Here is a 14,415-nt window from a genome sequence, read left to right as displayed (position 1 = left end):
TTACCCCTTGAAATTTTTCATTTTCCTTTTATATTGGCAAAACGAAAATAAAAAGTTCGCGAAAGCGATCAAAAGGAGGAGGAGTAATGATGAAGAAACAAACCTGGTTCCATCTCGGCGGACGGCGTGCTGCGCTCGGAGCGGCCGGCCTCATGGCACTTCTCGCCGCCCCCCCGGCAGAAGCGGCAGCTCCGGCAGCCGCGCCGGCCCAAAAAGCGGCGGACAATGTGGAAAAAACGCTCTGGATGACCGATTTCAAGGCCGCTCAGGCCCTCGCCGCCAAGGAGAAGAAACCGTTGCTGGTATCGTTCAGCGGTTCCGACTGGTGCGGCTGGTGCATCAAACTGGACAAGGAGGTGTTCCATCAGCCGGAGTTCGCCAAATGGGCGGCGGAACATTTCGTGATGTTTCAGGCGGATTTTCCGCGCCGCGCCCCCCAGAGCCGTGAGCTGAAGATGCAGAATGCCGCTCTCGCGGAACAGTTCCGGGTGGAAGGATTTCCGACCGTCGTGCTGCTCCGGCCGGACGGCAGGGCGTTTGCGACCACCGGGTACCGTCCCGGCGGGGCAAAGGCCTACATCGCCCACCTTCAGGAACTCCTGAAGAACGCGGGGCTTTGAAATCTCCTGTCGGCGCTCCCACGCGTCGGCATTTCCCCAGTCCGCCCGGACCTCCCGCCGGGCGGACTTTTTGGCATCTACGGCAGCATCCGGAAACCGTGCTGCAGCCGCCACGGACAATGGCGGCAGGTCGGCAGAGCATTCTCCCGCACCGCGGCGCGGAAGAGTTCCGCCCGCTCTCCCCGGAAGATCTCCTCCAGCGGCCGTTCCGTAATGTTTCCGGCGGAAAAACCGAAGTAGTCCGTGCAGAAGCCGACCGCCCCGTCGTGGCGGATGTGCACCCGGCAGAACGGGGCCTCGCAGGGCGGCGCCTCGTCGTTCAACTGCGGATAGACGTGCCCGGTGAACTCCACCGGTACCGGATAGTCCGTCTTCCGGATTTTGGCAAGCTCCTCCTTCAGCCGGGCGAGATACCCGGCATCCTCTTCCCGATGCCAGGCCTCCAGCTCCGGGTAATCGCAGCCGAACGTTCGCCGGCTGAAGTCGCGGTAGGCCCGAATCTCCGCCTGCGACAAGTACATCAGCTGTTGAAGGATGATCCGGTCCGGCCCCAGTTCGGCAAGTTGAAAGGGCAGTTCCGCAAGTCCGGCGACGTTCGCGTCGGAGACGGTCGTCAGAAAGATCAGCTTTCCGCGCCTGCCGCGCAACAGTTCCAGATTGCGGCGCATCCGGGCGAACACGCCCCGACCGCGCACCCGGTCGTGCGCCTCCTCCATTCCATCCACCGAGACGTGGATCACGTCCAGAAACTCCCGCAGAACCGGTGCAAAGCGGTCGATCAAGGTTCCGTTGGTCACCATTCCAACCCGGAATCCCCGCCGGGAGAGCCGTTCGGCAAGTTCCGCAAAGCCACGGTACAGAAGCGGTTCTCCGCCCCAGAGCATCACTTCGGGGGGCACCCCGGCGGCCCGGGCGGATTTCTCCAGAGCGTCGGCGACATTCCGCCAGGTTTCCACCGGAAGTTCGCGCTCTTCCGCCGCGAGCATTCCCTTCGTCTGCCCGCAGAAGCGGCAGGCGAGATTGCAGCGCCCCGTCAACTGAAAGTGCGCGGTAAAAAGTGTCGGTTCCATGATCGAATCTTTCCTGTCTTCGGCGCAGGGCCGCAGTGTCATTTCATCCAATATAGCGCCGCAGAGAGGGGATTTCAACATTCCACGCCGCCGCGCATTGATTTTCCCGCCGCGCGGCGTTATTTTATAAGGATGACAAGAGAGAAAAACAAGGGGAATCCGCCATGACCAGAACCCGCTTTCACGCCCTGATCGAACAACGACTGATCCAGCTGGACGGTGCCACCGGCACCGAACTGGTCAAACGCGGCATGCCTGCCGGCGTCTGTCCGGAAGCGTGGGTGCTGGAACACCCCGAAGCGCTCGCCGCGGTCCAGCAGGCCTACGCCGCTTCCGGTTCCGACCTGGTGTACGCGCCGACGTTCGGCGGGAACCCGCTCAAACTCGCGGAGTTCCATCTGGAACAGCAGACCGGCGAAATCAACCGGCAGCTCGCGGAAATCTCCCGGCGCGCCGTTCCCGGCAAACTGGTCTTCGGCGACATTGCGCCCACCGGCCAGCTGGTCGAACCTTTCGGCCCCCTCTCCTTCGAGAAAACGGTCGAACTGTACAAGGAGCAGGTGCGCGGCCTGATCGACGGCGGCGTCGACGGCTTTGCCATCGAAACGATGATGGATCTGCAGGAGGCGCGCGCCGCCCTGATCGCCGTGCGCGAGCTGAGCGACCTTCCGGCAATCGTCACCCTCACCTTCGAACCCGGCGGCCGGACGCTGACCGGGGTGCATCCGGTTTCGGCGCTGGTCACCTTGCAGGCACTCGGCGCGGACGCGTTCGGCTGCAACTGTTCGACCGGCCCGACGGAGATGGCCGAAGTGATCCGGGAACTCAAGCCGTACGCGGCCATTCCGCTGGTCGCCAAACCCAATGCCGGAATGCCCCATCTGGTCGATGGGACAACCGTCTTCGACCTCGCGCCGGACGCGTTTGCGAAAGCTTCCATCGCCCTGATCGACGCCGGCGCCAATCTGCTGGGCGGCTGCTGCGGCACTTCGCCGGCCCATCTTGCCGCGCTTCACAACGAAATTTCCTCGCGCCGCCCGCTGTCGGTCCGGCAGGAAAAGCGCGGGGTGGTCGCTTCGCCGTCGAGTTTCCGCCGTCTGGCTCTGGAAGAACCGTTCGCCATCATCGGCGAACGAATCAATCCGACCGGGAAAAAGGCGCTTCAGGCGGAGCTGCGGGCCGGCAAATTTGAACTGGTGCGCGAATTCGCCCGGGAGCAGTCCGCCCAGGGGGCCGCTCTGCTCGACGTCAACTTCGGCCTTTCCGGCATCGACGAAACCGCGATGATGCGTGCCGGCGTTGCGGAACTGGTCCGGATCGGCTCGACGCCGCTCTGTATCGACTCCACCCGGCCGGAAACGGTCGAAGCCGCACTCCGGCTCTACCCCGGGCGGGCGCTGCTCAACTCCATCTCCGCGGAGGAGGAGCGGCTCAACAAGGTGCTGCCGATCGCGGCGAAATACGGCGCCATGCTGATTCTGCTGCCGCTGACCGACGACGGAATTCCGGAGAGCGCCGCCGAACGGATCGAGGTGCTCGACCGCATCCTCGCGGAAGCGGCCCGTTACGGCTACACGCCGGCCGACTGTGCGGCCGACGCCCTCATCATGACCATCTCCGCCGACCGGCAGGCGGCGGCGGTTTCACTCGACTTTATCGAACACTGCAGCAGACAGCTGAAACTCAACACCGTCTGCGGCCTCTCCAACGTGAGCTTCGGCCTTCCGGCCCGGGCGACGGTCAATCTCACCTTTCTCGGCATGGCCATCGGCCGCGGACTCAACTGCGCCATCGCCAATCCCTCGGCGCCGGGAATCGTCGACGCGGGAATCGCCTCCGACGCCCTCTCCGGCCGGGACCCGCAGCTTGACCGCTATCTTGCGCACCACGCCGTTGCGGCTTCCAGCGAAACGCCGCGTCAGACAACGCCGGCTCCCGCACCGGCGGCACAGTCTCCGGAAGAACTTCTGCGCGACGCGGTCCTGCGCGGGAAAAAGGAGGCGGTTCCCGCCATCCTCGACACGCTCATCGCCGCCGGGAAAGCGCCCGGGGAACTGGTTGACGGGATCCTGATTCCGGCGATCACGGAAGTGGGGAACCGCTTCGAACGCAAGGAGTATTTTCTTCCGCAACTGATGCAGAGCGCCGCGGCAATGCAGCTGGCGATGGAACAGCTCGAACCCCTGCTCCGCAGTGGCGGAGCGGATGCGGCCGGACCGGTCTTTCTGCTGGCCACCGTCAAGGGTGACATTCACGACATCGGCAAGAACATCGTCGCACTTCTGCTCAAAAACCACCATTTTCAGGTAATCGACCTCGGCAAGGACGTTCCGGCGGAAACCATCGTCGACGCGGCAATTGAACACGATGCCGCCTTCATCGGACTTTCCGCCCTGATGACCACCACCATGCCGCAGATGAAGGTGGTGGTGGATCTCGCCCGTTCCCGCGGCGTGACGGCGCCGGTGATCGTCGGCGGTGCGGCAGTCGACGAAGCGTTCGCCGATTCGATCGGAGCAATTTACGCCGCCGACGCGATGGCCACGGTGCGCCGGGCAACGGAGTTGCTGCAGGCGGGAGAGAAGCGGTAAAAAAAAAATCGCAACGACCCTCCGCATCTCTGCTTGAACTTTTCCAAAGCAACGATACATTAGAATTGCAACGCCGCGATTGGCGCAACGTTGCAGAAAAAAACAAAAGAGGGGGAAACTATGGAAGAATTTCTGAACAACATCTGGAAAATGATCGTGGAGAGCAACGTTCTCCATCTGATCTGGGCACTCCTGATCCTGCTGATCGGCTGGCTGCTGGCGGTGGTGATCTCCAACCGGGCCGGAATCATTCTGCGCAACTGGGGGGTGGGCAAAAAACTCTCCAACTGTCTGCCGGAAGGGGCGCACAGCTCCGCCGTGCGGGTGGAGACGGTCATCACCCGCATCATTTTCTGGCTCATTCTCCTGTTCACCGTACTCGGCTGTCTGAGTGCGCTGAACCTTTCCGAAACCGCCGAACCGATTCGCAACTTCGCCGATTCCATCATCGGCTATGCGGCCAATCTGATTGGAGCGGCACTGCTGATCTTCGTGGCCTGGATTGTCGCCTCCGTGCTCCGCTTTGCGGCATTGAGCGCGATGAAGGCCTGCAAGATCGACGAAAAGTTCGCGGAAAGCGGGAAACCGGTCTCGGCGACCATCGGTTCAACCGTCTACTGGCTGGTGTTCTTCTTCTTCATCCCCGCCATATTGCGGGCGCTGGAGATCCGCGGCATCACGGAGCCGCTGGAGCAGATGTTCGCCAAGGTGCTCGACTTCCTGCCCAATCTGCTGCTGGCCGCCGCGGTTCTGGTGGTCGGGTTGTGGGCGGCGAAAATCGTCCGCCGTGCCGTCTCCGGGCTCCTCTTCGCAGTCCGGCTCGATGAAGTGGGCGAGAAGATCGGCTGCGGAAAAGTGTTCGGCGAACAGAAGCTCTCCTCGCTGGTCGGTCTGGTCGCCTACGTGCTGGTCGCCCTGCCGGTACTCATCTCGTCGCTGACCGCGCTCCGGATTGAAACGCTGTCGAACTCAGTCGCCGACTTCTTCAACATGATCCTTACCGCGGCGGGCAACATCTTCGGTGCGGCGGTGCTGATCTTCGCGGCCTTCATCGCCGGGAGCCTCGCCTCCGGCATCATCGCCCAGCTGCTGGAGGGCTTCGGGTTCGACAAACTGATGGCGCACGTCTGCGGCGAAGCGAAAACGGAACGGGCCAAACCCTCGGTCGTGGTCGGCAAACTTTCGCTGATCGCGGTGATGTTCATGGCGGTCATCGCCGCCTGCGAACTGCTCCGCTTCCAGGAGCTCGCCAATCTGCTGCGCGACTTCCTCCACTTCGGCGGAAACATTCTGGTCGGAATCGTTGTCCTGCTGATCGGCATCTACCTGGCCAATCTGGCCGCAGGTGCGATCCGCAGCCGCGGCGAACACTCCGAAGCGCTGGCGCTGACCGTCCGGATTGCGGTGCTCGTCTTCACCGGTGCGATTGCGTTGAGCAACATGGAGATCGGCAGCGACATCGTCCGCACCGCCTTCGCCCTGCTCCTCGGCGCGATCTGTGTTGCGGCGGCTCTCGCCTTCGGGCTCGGCGGGCGCGAATTCGCGGCGAAGAAACTCGAAGAGTGGAATAAGCGGCTCTCCGGGAAATAGTCCGGAACAACTCTCCAGATCAACACAAAAACGGCGGCCCGAAACCGGACCGCCGTTTTTTTCATCGCAATCAGCGCCCGAGTTTCCGGAGCCGCTCCCCGGCGAGTTTCCGATAGTCGAGCAGAGCCTGCCCGGCGGAACTTTCCGGCTCCACACCGTCGGCCAGTCCGGCAATCTGCCGGAGCAGCTCCGCTTCGTTGGGGGCCCCGGCAGAGAGCTCCAGCAGAATCTCCGCCAGCGACACCCGGACCATGGAATCCCCGGGATCCTCCTCGTAAAGCTCCTGCAGGAGGTCGAGCGTGCCGTCGTAGTCGCCGAGCGCCTGATAAGCTTCGACCAGAGCGAGCATCGCGGCGCGGCGCGACGGCCGCGTGATGTGCAATTCCACCTCGTCAGTCACCGGAAGCGCGATGTCCAGTTCGATCTCATACCGGTCAAACAGAGAGCCGAACTTGTCGACGTCGTCCAGCGCACGGCAGAGCAGATCGGCGGCCTCCGCAAAGCGCTCCAGCCGCAATGCGATGATGCCGCCGACGAAAGCACCGTCGGGGCACTCCGGAGAGCGGGAGAAAAAGTCGAGAGCCTTCTCAAGCTCCCCCTCCAGAAAGGCCCGCAGTCCGTCGATGAAATTCTCCTCGTTTTCCGGCGTGACCAGCCGGTCGAAAAATCCCAGCGCGAGCTGCGGCTCCTCCGCGGCGCTCTCTTCTTCCGCCGCACTTGCCTCCTCCGGCGACGGAGGCGGCGTCTTCTTTTTCGACTTCCAGGAGGAGTGCGTCGTATAGTACATCCCGGTCCCGGGCAGTCCGACCGTCTTGCGGATGCCGCGCGGCCCCAGCGTCACCTTCGCCCCGCGCGGCCCCAGCGATGCAGAGACGCCGGAACGGCTCAGGTTGATCGAAATGCCGGGCGCCAGCTGAATCCGTTTGAAAAAACGAAAGCCCATACCCGTTACCCCTGCCTGTCGGCATCGGTCTCTGCACATTCGCTGCAGCAGCCGAAAAGCAGATGGAAGAGCTCCCGCCCGGCGGCGGTAGTCACCAGTTTTTCACAGAGCTCCCCCGCCCGTTCCCGCGGATAGTACCCCTCCAGCAGATTGACCGCCAGATCCGCCTCGAACAGCGGCTCGAAACCGAGACGTTTCGCTTCGGCGAACTGATGGTGACTGCCGACCGCCTCCTCGATGAACTTCTTCTCGTCGTCGTTCAGCTCCGGGCACTCCCGCAACCATTCGGCCACGATGCGCGCCCCCTCCTCTTCCTGGTGCGGCGGCTTGCTGTCGCCGTACTTCGCCCGGGACGCGGGGCAGCCGATGTCGTGCAGAATTGCGGCAAGCTCCAGCAGGGCGATCCGCCGTTCCGCGCATCCGGAGCGGGCGGCGAGCACCCGGGTGTAGTCATGGACACTCTGGGTGTGCGCAATCTGCGCAGGATCCTCGGCGGCAAAAAGCTCCATCATCTTCCAGTTGATGCGGCTGATCAGATATTCCATAGTTACCCTCCTCAAATTTGTTTACGGGACTCCGCTATAACATAACACGCTCCGGCAAAGTTGCAAACCGCAGTTTCAAACCATTGAAGCTCCGGCCGGAACAGCCTTGATAAAACCGGCCCGATGGTGTATATTATATGACCTGAATTTCCGGAAAGGAACTCCCGATGACACGACACTCTCTCGCATTTCGTCAACTGGCAGTGCTCACTGCTGTGCATTTCATGGTGGATATGCTTTCCGGCACCCTGCCCGGATTTCTGCCGGTTCTGCTCGAAAAATACACGCTCTCCATCGGCATGGGAACTGTGCTGCTGACCTTGTGCGCCTTCAGCTCCAACACGATCCAGCTCTGGGCGGGAACCCTCCGCAAAAGCGCCACCCGGCCGTTGCTCCCCCAGATCGGCCTGCTGCTCGGCTGCATCATCTGTTTTATCGGACTCATCCCTTCCGGCGGCGGAGCGATGTGGATGCTGACCGCGCTGGTGCTGATCCTCGGCGTCGGCGTGGCGCTGGTGCATCCGGAGGGATTGCGCGCGGTCTGCGCGATCGACGGAACGGCGATTTCTCCCGCGGTTGCAACTTCCATTTTCATGCTTTCGGGGTTCCTCGGCTACGCGGCCGGGCCGCTGATCGGCGGCACACTGGTGGAATTCGCCGGTTTTTCCGGATTGTTTCTGCTGATTATCCCGGCACTGCTGCTGGTGCTGTTCATCAGCATGCTCCGGCTCCGGCTGGCAAAGGACGGCGCGGGGGCGAAGAATGCACCACGGCTGCCCGGCGGAGATGTGCTCTCCTTTAAAGAGGTATTTCTGGTCGCCACGTTGATCAACACCGGCTGCACGGTGATTCAGGGGTTGCTGCCGACCTGCCTGAACGAGGCACACGGCTTCTCTCTCGCCTTCGGCGGTCTCAGCGCCATGCTGTTCGGCGCCGGTGCCGGTGCCGGCGCGCTGACCACCAGTTTTCTGATCCGGCGGTTTCACGTCATCAAATGCATCCTCTGGGAGATCACGGCGGGGTTGCCCTTCCTGATCTGGTATTTGTGCGCCGCCGGTTCCGCCTCGGCGCTGCCGCTGCTCTTTCTTGCGGGCGCGCTGGTCGGCGCGGGTTTTCCCCAGCTGGTGGTGCTCGCCCGCACCGCCCCGAACGGACCGTCGCTCGGAGCCCGCATGGGGTTGATCGTCGGCGGTACCTGGGGGGTCGCCGGGATCCTGCTGCTCGGCGTGGGATTTCTGGCGGACCGGATTGGAATTCAGGCCGCGCTGTTCGTCAGCCCGGCCTCGTTCCTGGCGGTTCTGATCATCACGCTTCGCCTGCTGTGGAAACACCGCGAAAAAAAGATGGTTTGACTGGCAGAATCCCCTCCGGAGTGTTATGTTATGCAATCACCGAATTATGAGGTTTTTTCATGAGATTGCTTTTTATCGGCGACATCGTCGGCAAAGGGGGCCGCGAAGCGGTCAAACAGCTTGTGCCGGAACTGCGCCGCGAATTCAACTGTCAGTTCGTCATCGCCAACGCGGAGAACTCCGCCGCGGGGAACGGCCTCACCGCCGGCTGTGCCCGTGAACTTCTGACCGTGGCAGACGTGCTCACCAGCGGCGACCACACCTGGGATCAGAAGGGATTCGACGCCGACATCCGGCAGTTTCCCCAGATCATCCGGCCCGCCAACTTTTCGAAGCGCCAGCCCGGCCGCGGCTGGGGTGTCTTCCGCAATCCGGCCGGCGGCGACGTCGCCGTCATCGCGCTGCTGGGCAAGGTGTTCATGCGCGAATCGGCCTACTGCCCCTTCGAAACGGTCAAACAGATCCTGAAGGAGATCCCCTCCTCGGTCAAAAACATCATCGTCGACTTCCATGCCGAAGCGACCAGTGAAAAGCTCGCCATGGGGTACTTCCTGGACGGCAAGGTGACCGCCGTGCTCGGCACCCATACCCACGTGCCGACCGCCGACGCCCGCGTTCTGCCCGGCGGAACCGCGGTGCAGACCGACGTCGGCATGGCGGGAGCCGCAGTGAGCGTCCTCGGCCGCGACGTCGCCGCTGTTCTTCAAAAATTCACCATCGGCATGCCGAACCGGCTTCCGGTCGTCGAAAACGGTGCAATCCGGGTCGATGCGGCGGTCGTCACCTACGACTACCTCACCGGCAGGGCGTCGGCCATTGAATCCATCTCCCGCGAAATTGTCATTTAACTCTCCAACACTTGAGGATATTTCCCATATGAGTCAATTCACGTTCGATCCGGTAGAAGAGCTGGTCGCCGATATCCGGCAGGGCAAGATGGTGATCGTCACCGACGACGAACACCGCGAAAACGAAGGTGATCTGGTTGTTGCCGCTGCTCACGCCACGCCGGAAGCGATCACGTTCATGGCCACGCATGCGCGCGGCCTCATCTGTGCGCCGATCACTGCTGAGCGTGCCGCCGAACTCAATCTGACCACGCCGGCATCGCTCACCGATCCCTTCGGCACCGCCTTCACGCAGAGCGTCGACGCCCGGCACGGCACCACGACCGGCATCAGCGCCTTCGACCGGGCGAAAACGGTGCAGGCGCTGATCGACCCGGCCACCGCGCCCGGGGATTTCGTCTCACCGGGACACCTTTTTCCGCTGATCGCCCGTCCGGGCGGCGTTCTCCGGCGGGCCGGACACACCGAAACCGCCGTCGATCTCGCCCGGCTGGCCGGACTTGTTCCCGCCGGCGTCATCTGTGAGATCATGAACGACGACGGCACCATGGCACGTCTGCCACAACTGGATGAGTTCCGCAAGAAACATCATCTCAAATGGGGTTCGGTCGCCGATCTCATCGCCTACCGCCGCCACCATGAACGGCTGATCATCCCGGGAGTCAGCGCCCGGCTGCCCACGGTGTTCGGCGAGTTCCGCGTCATTCCCTACCGGACTAAAGTGGATTCCTTCGAACATCTCGCGCTGGTCTACGGCGACGTCAAAGATCAGGAGAATGTTCTGGTCCGCGTCCACAGCGAATGCCTTACCGGCGACGTCTTCGGCTCCGAACGGTGCGACTGCGGCGAACAGCTGCACGCCGCAATGCGCCAGATCGTCGCGAACGGCTCCGGCGTCCTCGTCTACCTCCGTCAGGAGGGGCGCGGCATCGGCATCTTCAACAAGATCCACGCCTATCAGTTGCAGGATCAGGGGTGCGACACGGTCGAGGCCAATGAAAAACTCGGCTTCCCCGCCGACCTGCGTGAATACGGCATCGGCGTGCAGATTCTGCTCGATCTCGGCGTAAAATCCATCCGTCTTCTGACCAACAATCCGAAAAAACTGGTCGGAGTCTCCGGATACGGCCTCAAGATCACTGAACGGGTTCCGATCATCATCGAGCCCGGCAAGGAGAACGAGTTCTATCTGCGCACCAAAAAGGAGCGGATGGGCCACCTGCTCTGACCCCTCCCCCCGGAACTGGCTGGAATATGGAGAAGAACGCCGGGGCTGATTCCGATTTGCCTCCCGCCTCCCCGGAAATTTCCGGGGAGGAGTATGAAGCGCTCAAACTCCGGCTGGCTGCCTCAAAATTCCGTTCCCGTTTCCGGCTGGGGCAGAAGGAGCTGCGCATCGTCGCCGAAACGGGAGTTCCGGTGCTTCGCGGCCAGTGCCGGAAGTTTCTTCAGGAACGGCTCGCTCCCGCTCATCCCCGCAATGACGGACGCCAGACCCCCATGCGGGGTCATCCCTGCTTCATCGCCCAGCACGCAACCGGCTGCTGTTGCCGCAACTGTCTGGCGAAATGGCACAGAATCCCTGCGGGCAGAGCTCTCACGGAAGCAGAAATCGATTTCATCACTTCGATCGTGATGCGCTGGATTGCCGAACATGCTGACGGCGCGGAGGAAATTCCGGTCACGCCCGATCTCTTCTCCGACTAGGGACGGGCCCCGACGCCGAGAGCACGGCGGAGTGCATCGTGCAGCTCCAGCGCATTGTATTCTCCGGCGAACGCCTGCGCCCCCGTGCCGATCGCAAACACCGGCGTCAGCGAAATGGTGACGCTCCGGGTGAGCCACTCCACCCCGGAATGGCGGTCGCGCAACGAGAGCACCCGGTCCAGCCAGGGCTCGAAACTGCGCGGCAACGGTGAGTTCGCCACCCGCGAATACCCCGCGAGAACCGCCGTCAGCTCCCGGGAGGAAGGCGCGAAAAGATCCCCTGCCCCCGCCAGTTCCAGCGCCTTTTCCCCGCTCACCCGTCCGGCGGCGAGACGCGCCAGAATTTCCGACCGGCTGCGTCCGACCGGGAAATCAGCGGCCACCGGCCGGGGAAGCTGAAGATCGCCGATGTCGTACAGCGAAATCAGCGCAACCAGCGTATTGGAGGGATTCGCTTTGAAGAAGTCGAGCGCGCGACCGAGCACGCGGTCCACTCTCCACAGTTCCCGAATCACCCCGGCGGTGTCGTTGACCAACGCGGCCGCGCCGGGGGCGGCACAGTTCACCACCAGAAGCATGCCCCGTTCATTCGGCAGAATCCGCAGTGCCGTATCCATATAGGAGAGAAGAACGGAAGAATCCTGTTCCAACTCATGGATGGCGAAGAGACGACGGCCTGCGGCGGCATTCCGCAACTCTTCCGGTGTCCGGACCAGCTGATATCCGAGCCGGTTCATCGGAGTTTCCAGCGGCTCCAGCGCCGTCGGCAGAGGGCGGAAAAGTGCACCGGCCAGAAAATCGATATCGCTGAGCGGGAGCCAGGCTTCGAGCCGCTCCCGCGGCGGCAGCGGATTCTCCCGGGCGAAAAACGCCCCGCCCGGCCAGTCGTTGAGTGCGCCGTCGGTGAGGAATCCGGTACGGCGCCCCTGAAGCCTCGCCTCGCCCAGCAGGGACTCCACTTCATCCCCGCCCGGCGTCACACCGAGAGAGCGATCCCCGGCGTAGCCGCAGGCGAGCGCATTCAACGCGGCGATTTCCAGATCGCGGAATCGTCCGGTCAGCGGCAGAAGCGTCCCGCCCACCGGCATGGCGGCAGTATTGGAAAGCCCCGCCCGGCTCAGCCCCGCCTGTTTTGCCAGCTCCAGCTGTGCAAGATTGACGCCGTTGCAGAGAATCAAAATAACGTTGCGGGTGCCCGCCGAAAGTCCGACGGAATACACCAGCAACGCAAGCAGCAGCCAGAACCGCAGAAAACGCCTCATGAAACAAGCCGATCCGCTCAGAGATCCGAAGCGGTCTTGCCGCGGGAACGGCGCCGCTCCAGTTCAGTCAGGAAGAATTTGCGCAGACGGATGTTTTTCGGCGTCACTTCGACCAGCTCGTCATCCTCGATATATTCGAGCGCCTGCTCAAGCGACATCTTCCGGGGCGGAGCAATCTTCATATTGCGATCACTTCCAGCGGCCCGGAGGTTGGTCAGCTGTTTGGCGCGCTGAATGTTGACGACCAGATCCCCTTCCTTGCAGTGTTCGCCGACGATCATTCCTTCATAGCAGTCCACGCCGGGTTCGATGAAAAACTCGCCGCGCTGCTGAAGTCCGTCGATCGCGAACGGAATCGCCTTGCCCTGCGCCATGCTGACCATGGTTCCGTTGGTCCGCGACGGGATCGGCCCCTTGAACGGTTCGTAATGATCGAAGAGATGCGAGACGATCGCCTCGCCCTGGCTCGCGGTCAACGCCTTGCTCCGCAGCCCGATGAGACCGCGGGTCGGGATGAAGAAATCCAGGAGCTGCCGCTGTCCACGCGACTCCATCTGGATGAGTTCGCCGCGGCGCATGCCGACGATCTCAATGATCTTGCCGGCAAATTCCGACGGAACATCGACCGAAAGCCGTTCGATGGGTTCGTTTTTCACCCCGTCGATCTCCTTGCAGATGACCTGCGGCTTGGCCACGGCGAACTCGTATCCCTCGCGCCGCATCGTCTCGATGAGAATCGCCAGGTGCAGAACACCGCGCCCGGAGACCTTGAAGGCCTCGCCGTTGACATCCTCCACCCGGAGCGCCACATCGCGCTCGACCTCTTTGAAGAGGCGTTCGCGCAGCTGGCGGCTGCCGACATATTTTCCCTCGCGCCCGAAGAACGGGGAGTCGTTGATGCGGAAGAGCATCGAAATCGTCGGCTCGTCGATGGCGATCGCCGGCATCGCTTCGGGGTGTTCCGCGTCGCAGATGGTGTCGGAGATGTCGATGTCGGAGATGCCGACAATCGCACAGAGGTCGCCGCACTCGACCACGCTGGTCTCTTTCCGGCCGATTCCCTCAAAGGTGAAGAGCTGCTTGACCTGTGCCGGTTCCTGCCGCCCGTCGCGCTTGATGATGGTCAGCGGTTTGCGGGTGTCGAGGGTGCCGCGGTAGACGCGGCCGATGCCGATGCGGCCGACGAAGTTCGAATAGTCGAGCGTGGCAACCTGCGCCTGCACCGGCCCCTCCACCTGCTTCGGCGCCGGAACATATTCCAGGATGGCATCGAGCAGCGGGTAGATCGATTCGCGCGGATCGTTGAGGTCGCGGACCGCCCAGCCATCCCGCCCGCTGGCGTAGAGGGTCGGGAAATCCAGCTGTTCATCGGAGGCGTTGAGCTCACAGAAGAGGTCGAACACCTTGTTCTGCACCTCGTCCGGCCGCCCGTCCGGTTTGTCGATCTTGTTGATGACCACCACCGGCCGCAGATTGAGCGCCAGCGCCTTGTCGAGCACGAAACGGGTCTGCGGCATCGGCCCCTCCGCCGCGTCGACCAGCAGGATCACGCCGTCGGCGAGTTTGAGCACCCGTTCGACCTGACCGCCGAAATCGCTGTGTCCGGGGGTATCGATCACGTTGATCTTCACCCCTTTGTAGCGGATGCTGATATTCTTGGAAAGGATGGTGATTCCACGTTCGCGTTCGAGGTCGTTGTTGTCGAGGAAGCACTCCTGCACCACCTCGTTTTCGCGGAAGACCTTGGCCTGCCGCAGGATCTGGTCGACCAGCGTGGTTTTGCCGTGGTCGACGTGCGCGATGATCGCGATATTTCTGATGTCGCTCATAGATGTTTCGGATACCTGTCTGTAACGGTTTGAAAAATGATCTATTAATATAGCATCT

Annotated in this window: 12 protein-coding genes; 7 read left to right on the top strand and 5 right to left on the bottom strand. The window is 62.5% G+C overall.

The features are described 5' to 3' along the window. Nucleotides 1-86: 86 nt before the first annotated feature. Nucleotides 87-620, top strand: a complete 534-nt coding sequence (locus ACMLHG_RS15215) for a thioredoxin family protein (RefSeq protein WP_417171042.1) — start codon at nucleotides 87-89, stop codon at nucleotides 618-620. 77 nt (nucleotides 621-697) lie between these two features. Here ACMLHG_RS15215 and ACMLHG_RS15210 read toward each other — a convergent pair whose 3' ends face one another. Continuing rightward, nucleotides 698-1,690: a radical SAM protein gene (locus tag ACMLHG_RS15210; protein WP_417171041.1), complete on the bottom strand. Its 993-nt coding sequence runs from the start codon at nucleotides 1,688-1,690 to the stop codon at nucleotides 698-700. 164 nt (nucleotides 1,691-1,854) lie between these two features. Between ACMLHG_RS15210 and ACMLHG_RS15205 the strand changes: the two genes are divergently transcribed. Together ACMLHG_RS15205 and ACMLHG_RS15200 are read left to right on the top strand one after the other, a co-directional pair. After that, complete coding sequence (locus ACMLHG_RS15205; protein WP_417171040.1) at nucleotides 1,855-4,281, top strand: homocysteine S-methyltransferase family protein; 2,427 nt, start codon at nucleotides 1,855-1,857, stop codon at nucleotides 4,279-4,281. A gap of 120 nt (nucleotides 4,282-4,401) precedes the next feature. After that, entirely contained in the window at nucleotides 4,402-5,871 is a 1,470-nt protein-coding gene (locus ACMLHG_RS15200; RefSeq protein WP_417171039.1) for a mechanosensitive ion channel, read from the top strand. A 70-nt stretch (nucleotides 5,872-5,941) separates the two neighbouring features. On the opposite strand, the gene ACMLHG_RS15195 is transcribed toward ACMLHG_RS15200, so the two are convergent. Beyond that, nucleotides 5,942-6,814, bottom strand: a complete 873-nt coding sequence (locus tag ACMLHG_RS15195; protein ID WP_417171038.1) for a DUF4236 domain-containing protein — start codon at nucleotides 6,812-6,814, stop codon at nucleotides 5,942-5,944. 5 nt (nucleotides 6,815-6,819) lie between these two features. After that, on the bottom strand, nucleotides 6,820-7,359 hold the full coding sequence (locus ACMLHG_RS15190) for an HD domain-containing protein (protein WP_295807337.1): 540 nt from the start codon (nucleotides 7,357-7,359) through the stop codon (nucleotides 6,820-6,822). Nucleotides 7,360-7,526: 167 nt separating this feature from the next. On the opposite strand from ACMLHG_RS15190, the gene ACMLHG_RS15185 reads away from it, so the two are divergent. Genes ACMLHG_RS15185 through ACMLHG_RS15170 form a run of 4 tightly spaced genes read left to right on the top strand, consistent with a single transcriptional unit; the run spans nucleotide 7,527 to nucleotide 11,266 of the window. Beyond that, nucleotides 7,527-8,711: an MFS transporter gene (locus ACMLHG_RS15185; protein WP_295807334.1), complete on the top strand. Its 1,185-nt coding sequence runs from the start codon at nucleotides 7,527-7,529 to the stop codon at nucleotides 8,709-8,711. 59 nt (nucleotides 8,712-8,770) lie between these two features. Further along, a complete protein-coding gene (locus ACMLHG_RS15180; RefSeq protein WP_417171037.1) occupies nucleotides 8,771-9,559 on the top strand; it encodes a TIGR00282 family metallophosphoesterase in 789 nt (262 codons plus the stop codon). A 28-nt stretch (nucleotides 9,560-9,587) separates the two neighbouring features. Then, on the top strand, nucleotides 9,588-10,787 hold the full coding sequence (locus ACMLHG_RS15175) for a bifunctional 3,4-dihydroxy-2-butanone-4-phosphate synthase/GTP cyclohydrolase II (protein WP_294434347.1): 1,200 nt from the start codon (nucleotides 9,588-9,590) through the stop codon (nucleotides 10,785-10,787). A 26-nt stretch (nucleotides 10,788-10,813) separates the two neighbouring features. Next, nucleotides 10,814-11,266: a DUF4186 domain-containing protein gene (locus ACMLHG_RS15170; protein ID WP_295807326.1), complete on the top strand. Its 453-nt coding sequence runs from the start codon at nucleotides 10,814-10,816 to the stop codon at nucleotides 11,264-11,266. On the opposite strand, the gene ACMLHG_RS15165 is transcribed toward ACMLHG_RS15170, so the two are convergent. Further along, the gene (locus tag ACMLHG_RS15165; protein WP_417171036.1) at nucleotides 11,263-12,528 is read right to left on the bottom strand and encodes a hypothetical protein; all 1,266 of its coding nucleotides are present in this window, start codon (nucleotides 12,526-12,528) and stop codon (nucleotides 11,263-11,265) included. The two genes, ACMLHG_RS15170 and ACMLHG_RS15165, sit on opposite strands and share 4 nt — an antisense overlap. Nucleotides 12,529-12,545: 17 nt before the next feature. After that, a complete protein-coding gene (gene typA, locus ACMLHG_RS15160; protein ID WP_417171035.1) occupies nucleotides 12,546-14,357 on the bottom strand; it encodes a translational GTPase TypA in 1,812 nt (603 codons plus the stop codon). Nucleotides 14,358-14,415 lie beyond the last annotated feature (58 nt).

Origin of the sequence: Victivallis sp. (assembly GCF_048170485.1) — a bacterium.
GTDB lineage: Bacteria > Verrucomicrobiota > Lentisphaeria > Victivallales > Victivallaceae > Victivallis.
Note: the sequence above shows the minus strand (reverse complement) of the source record. Positions and strands in the feature narration are given on the sequence as shown.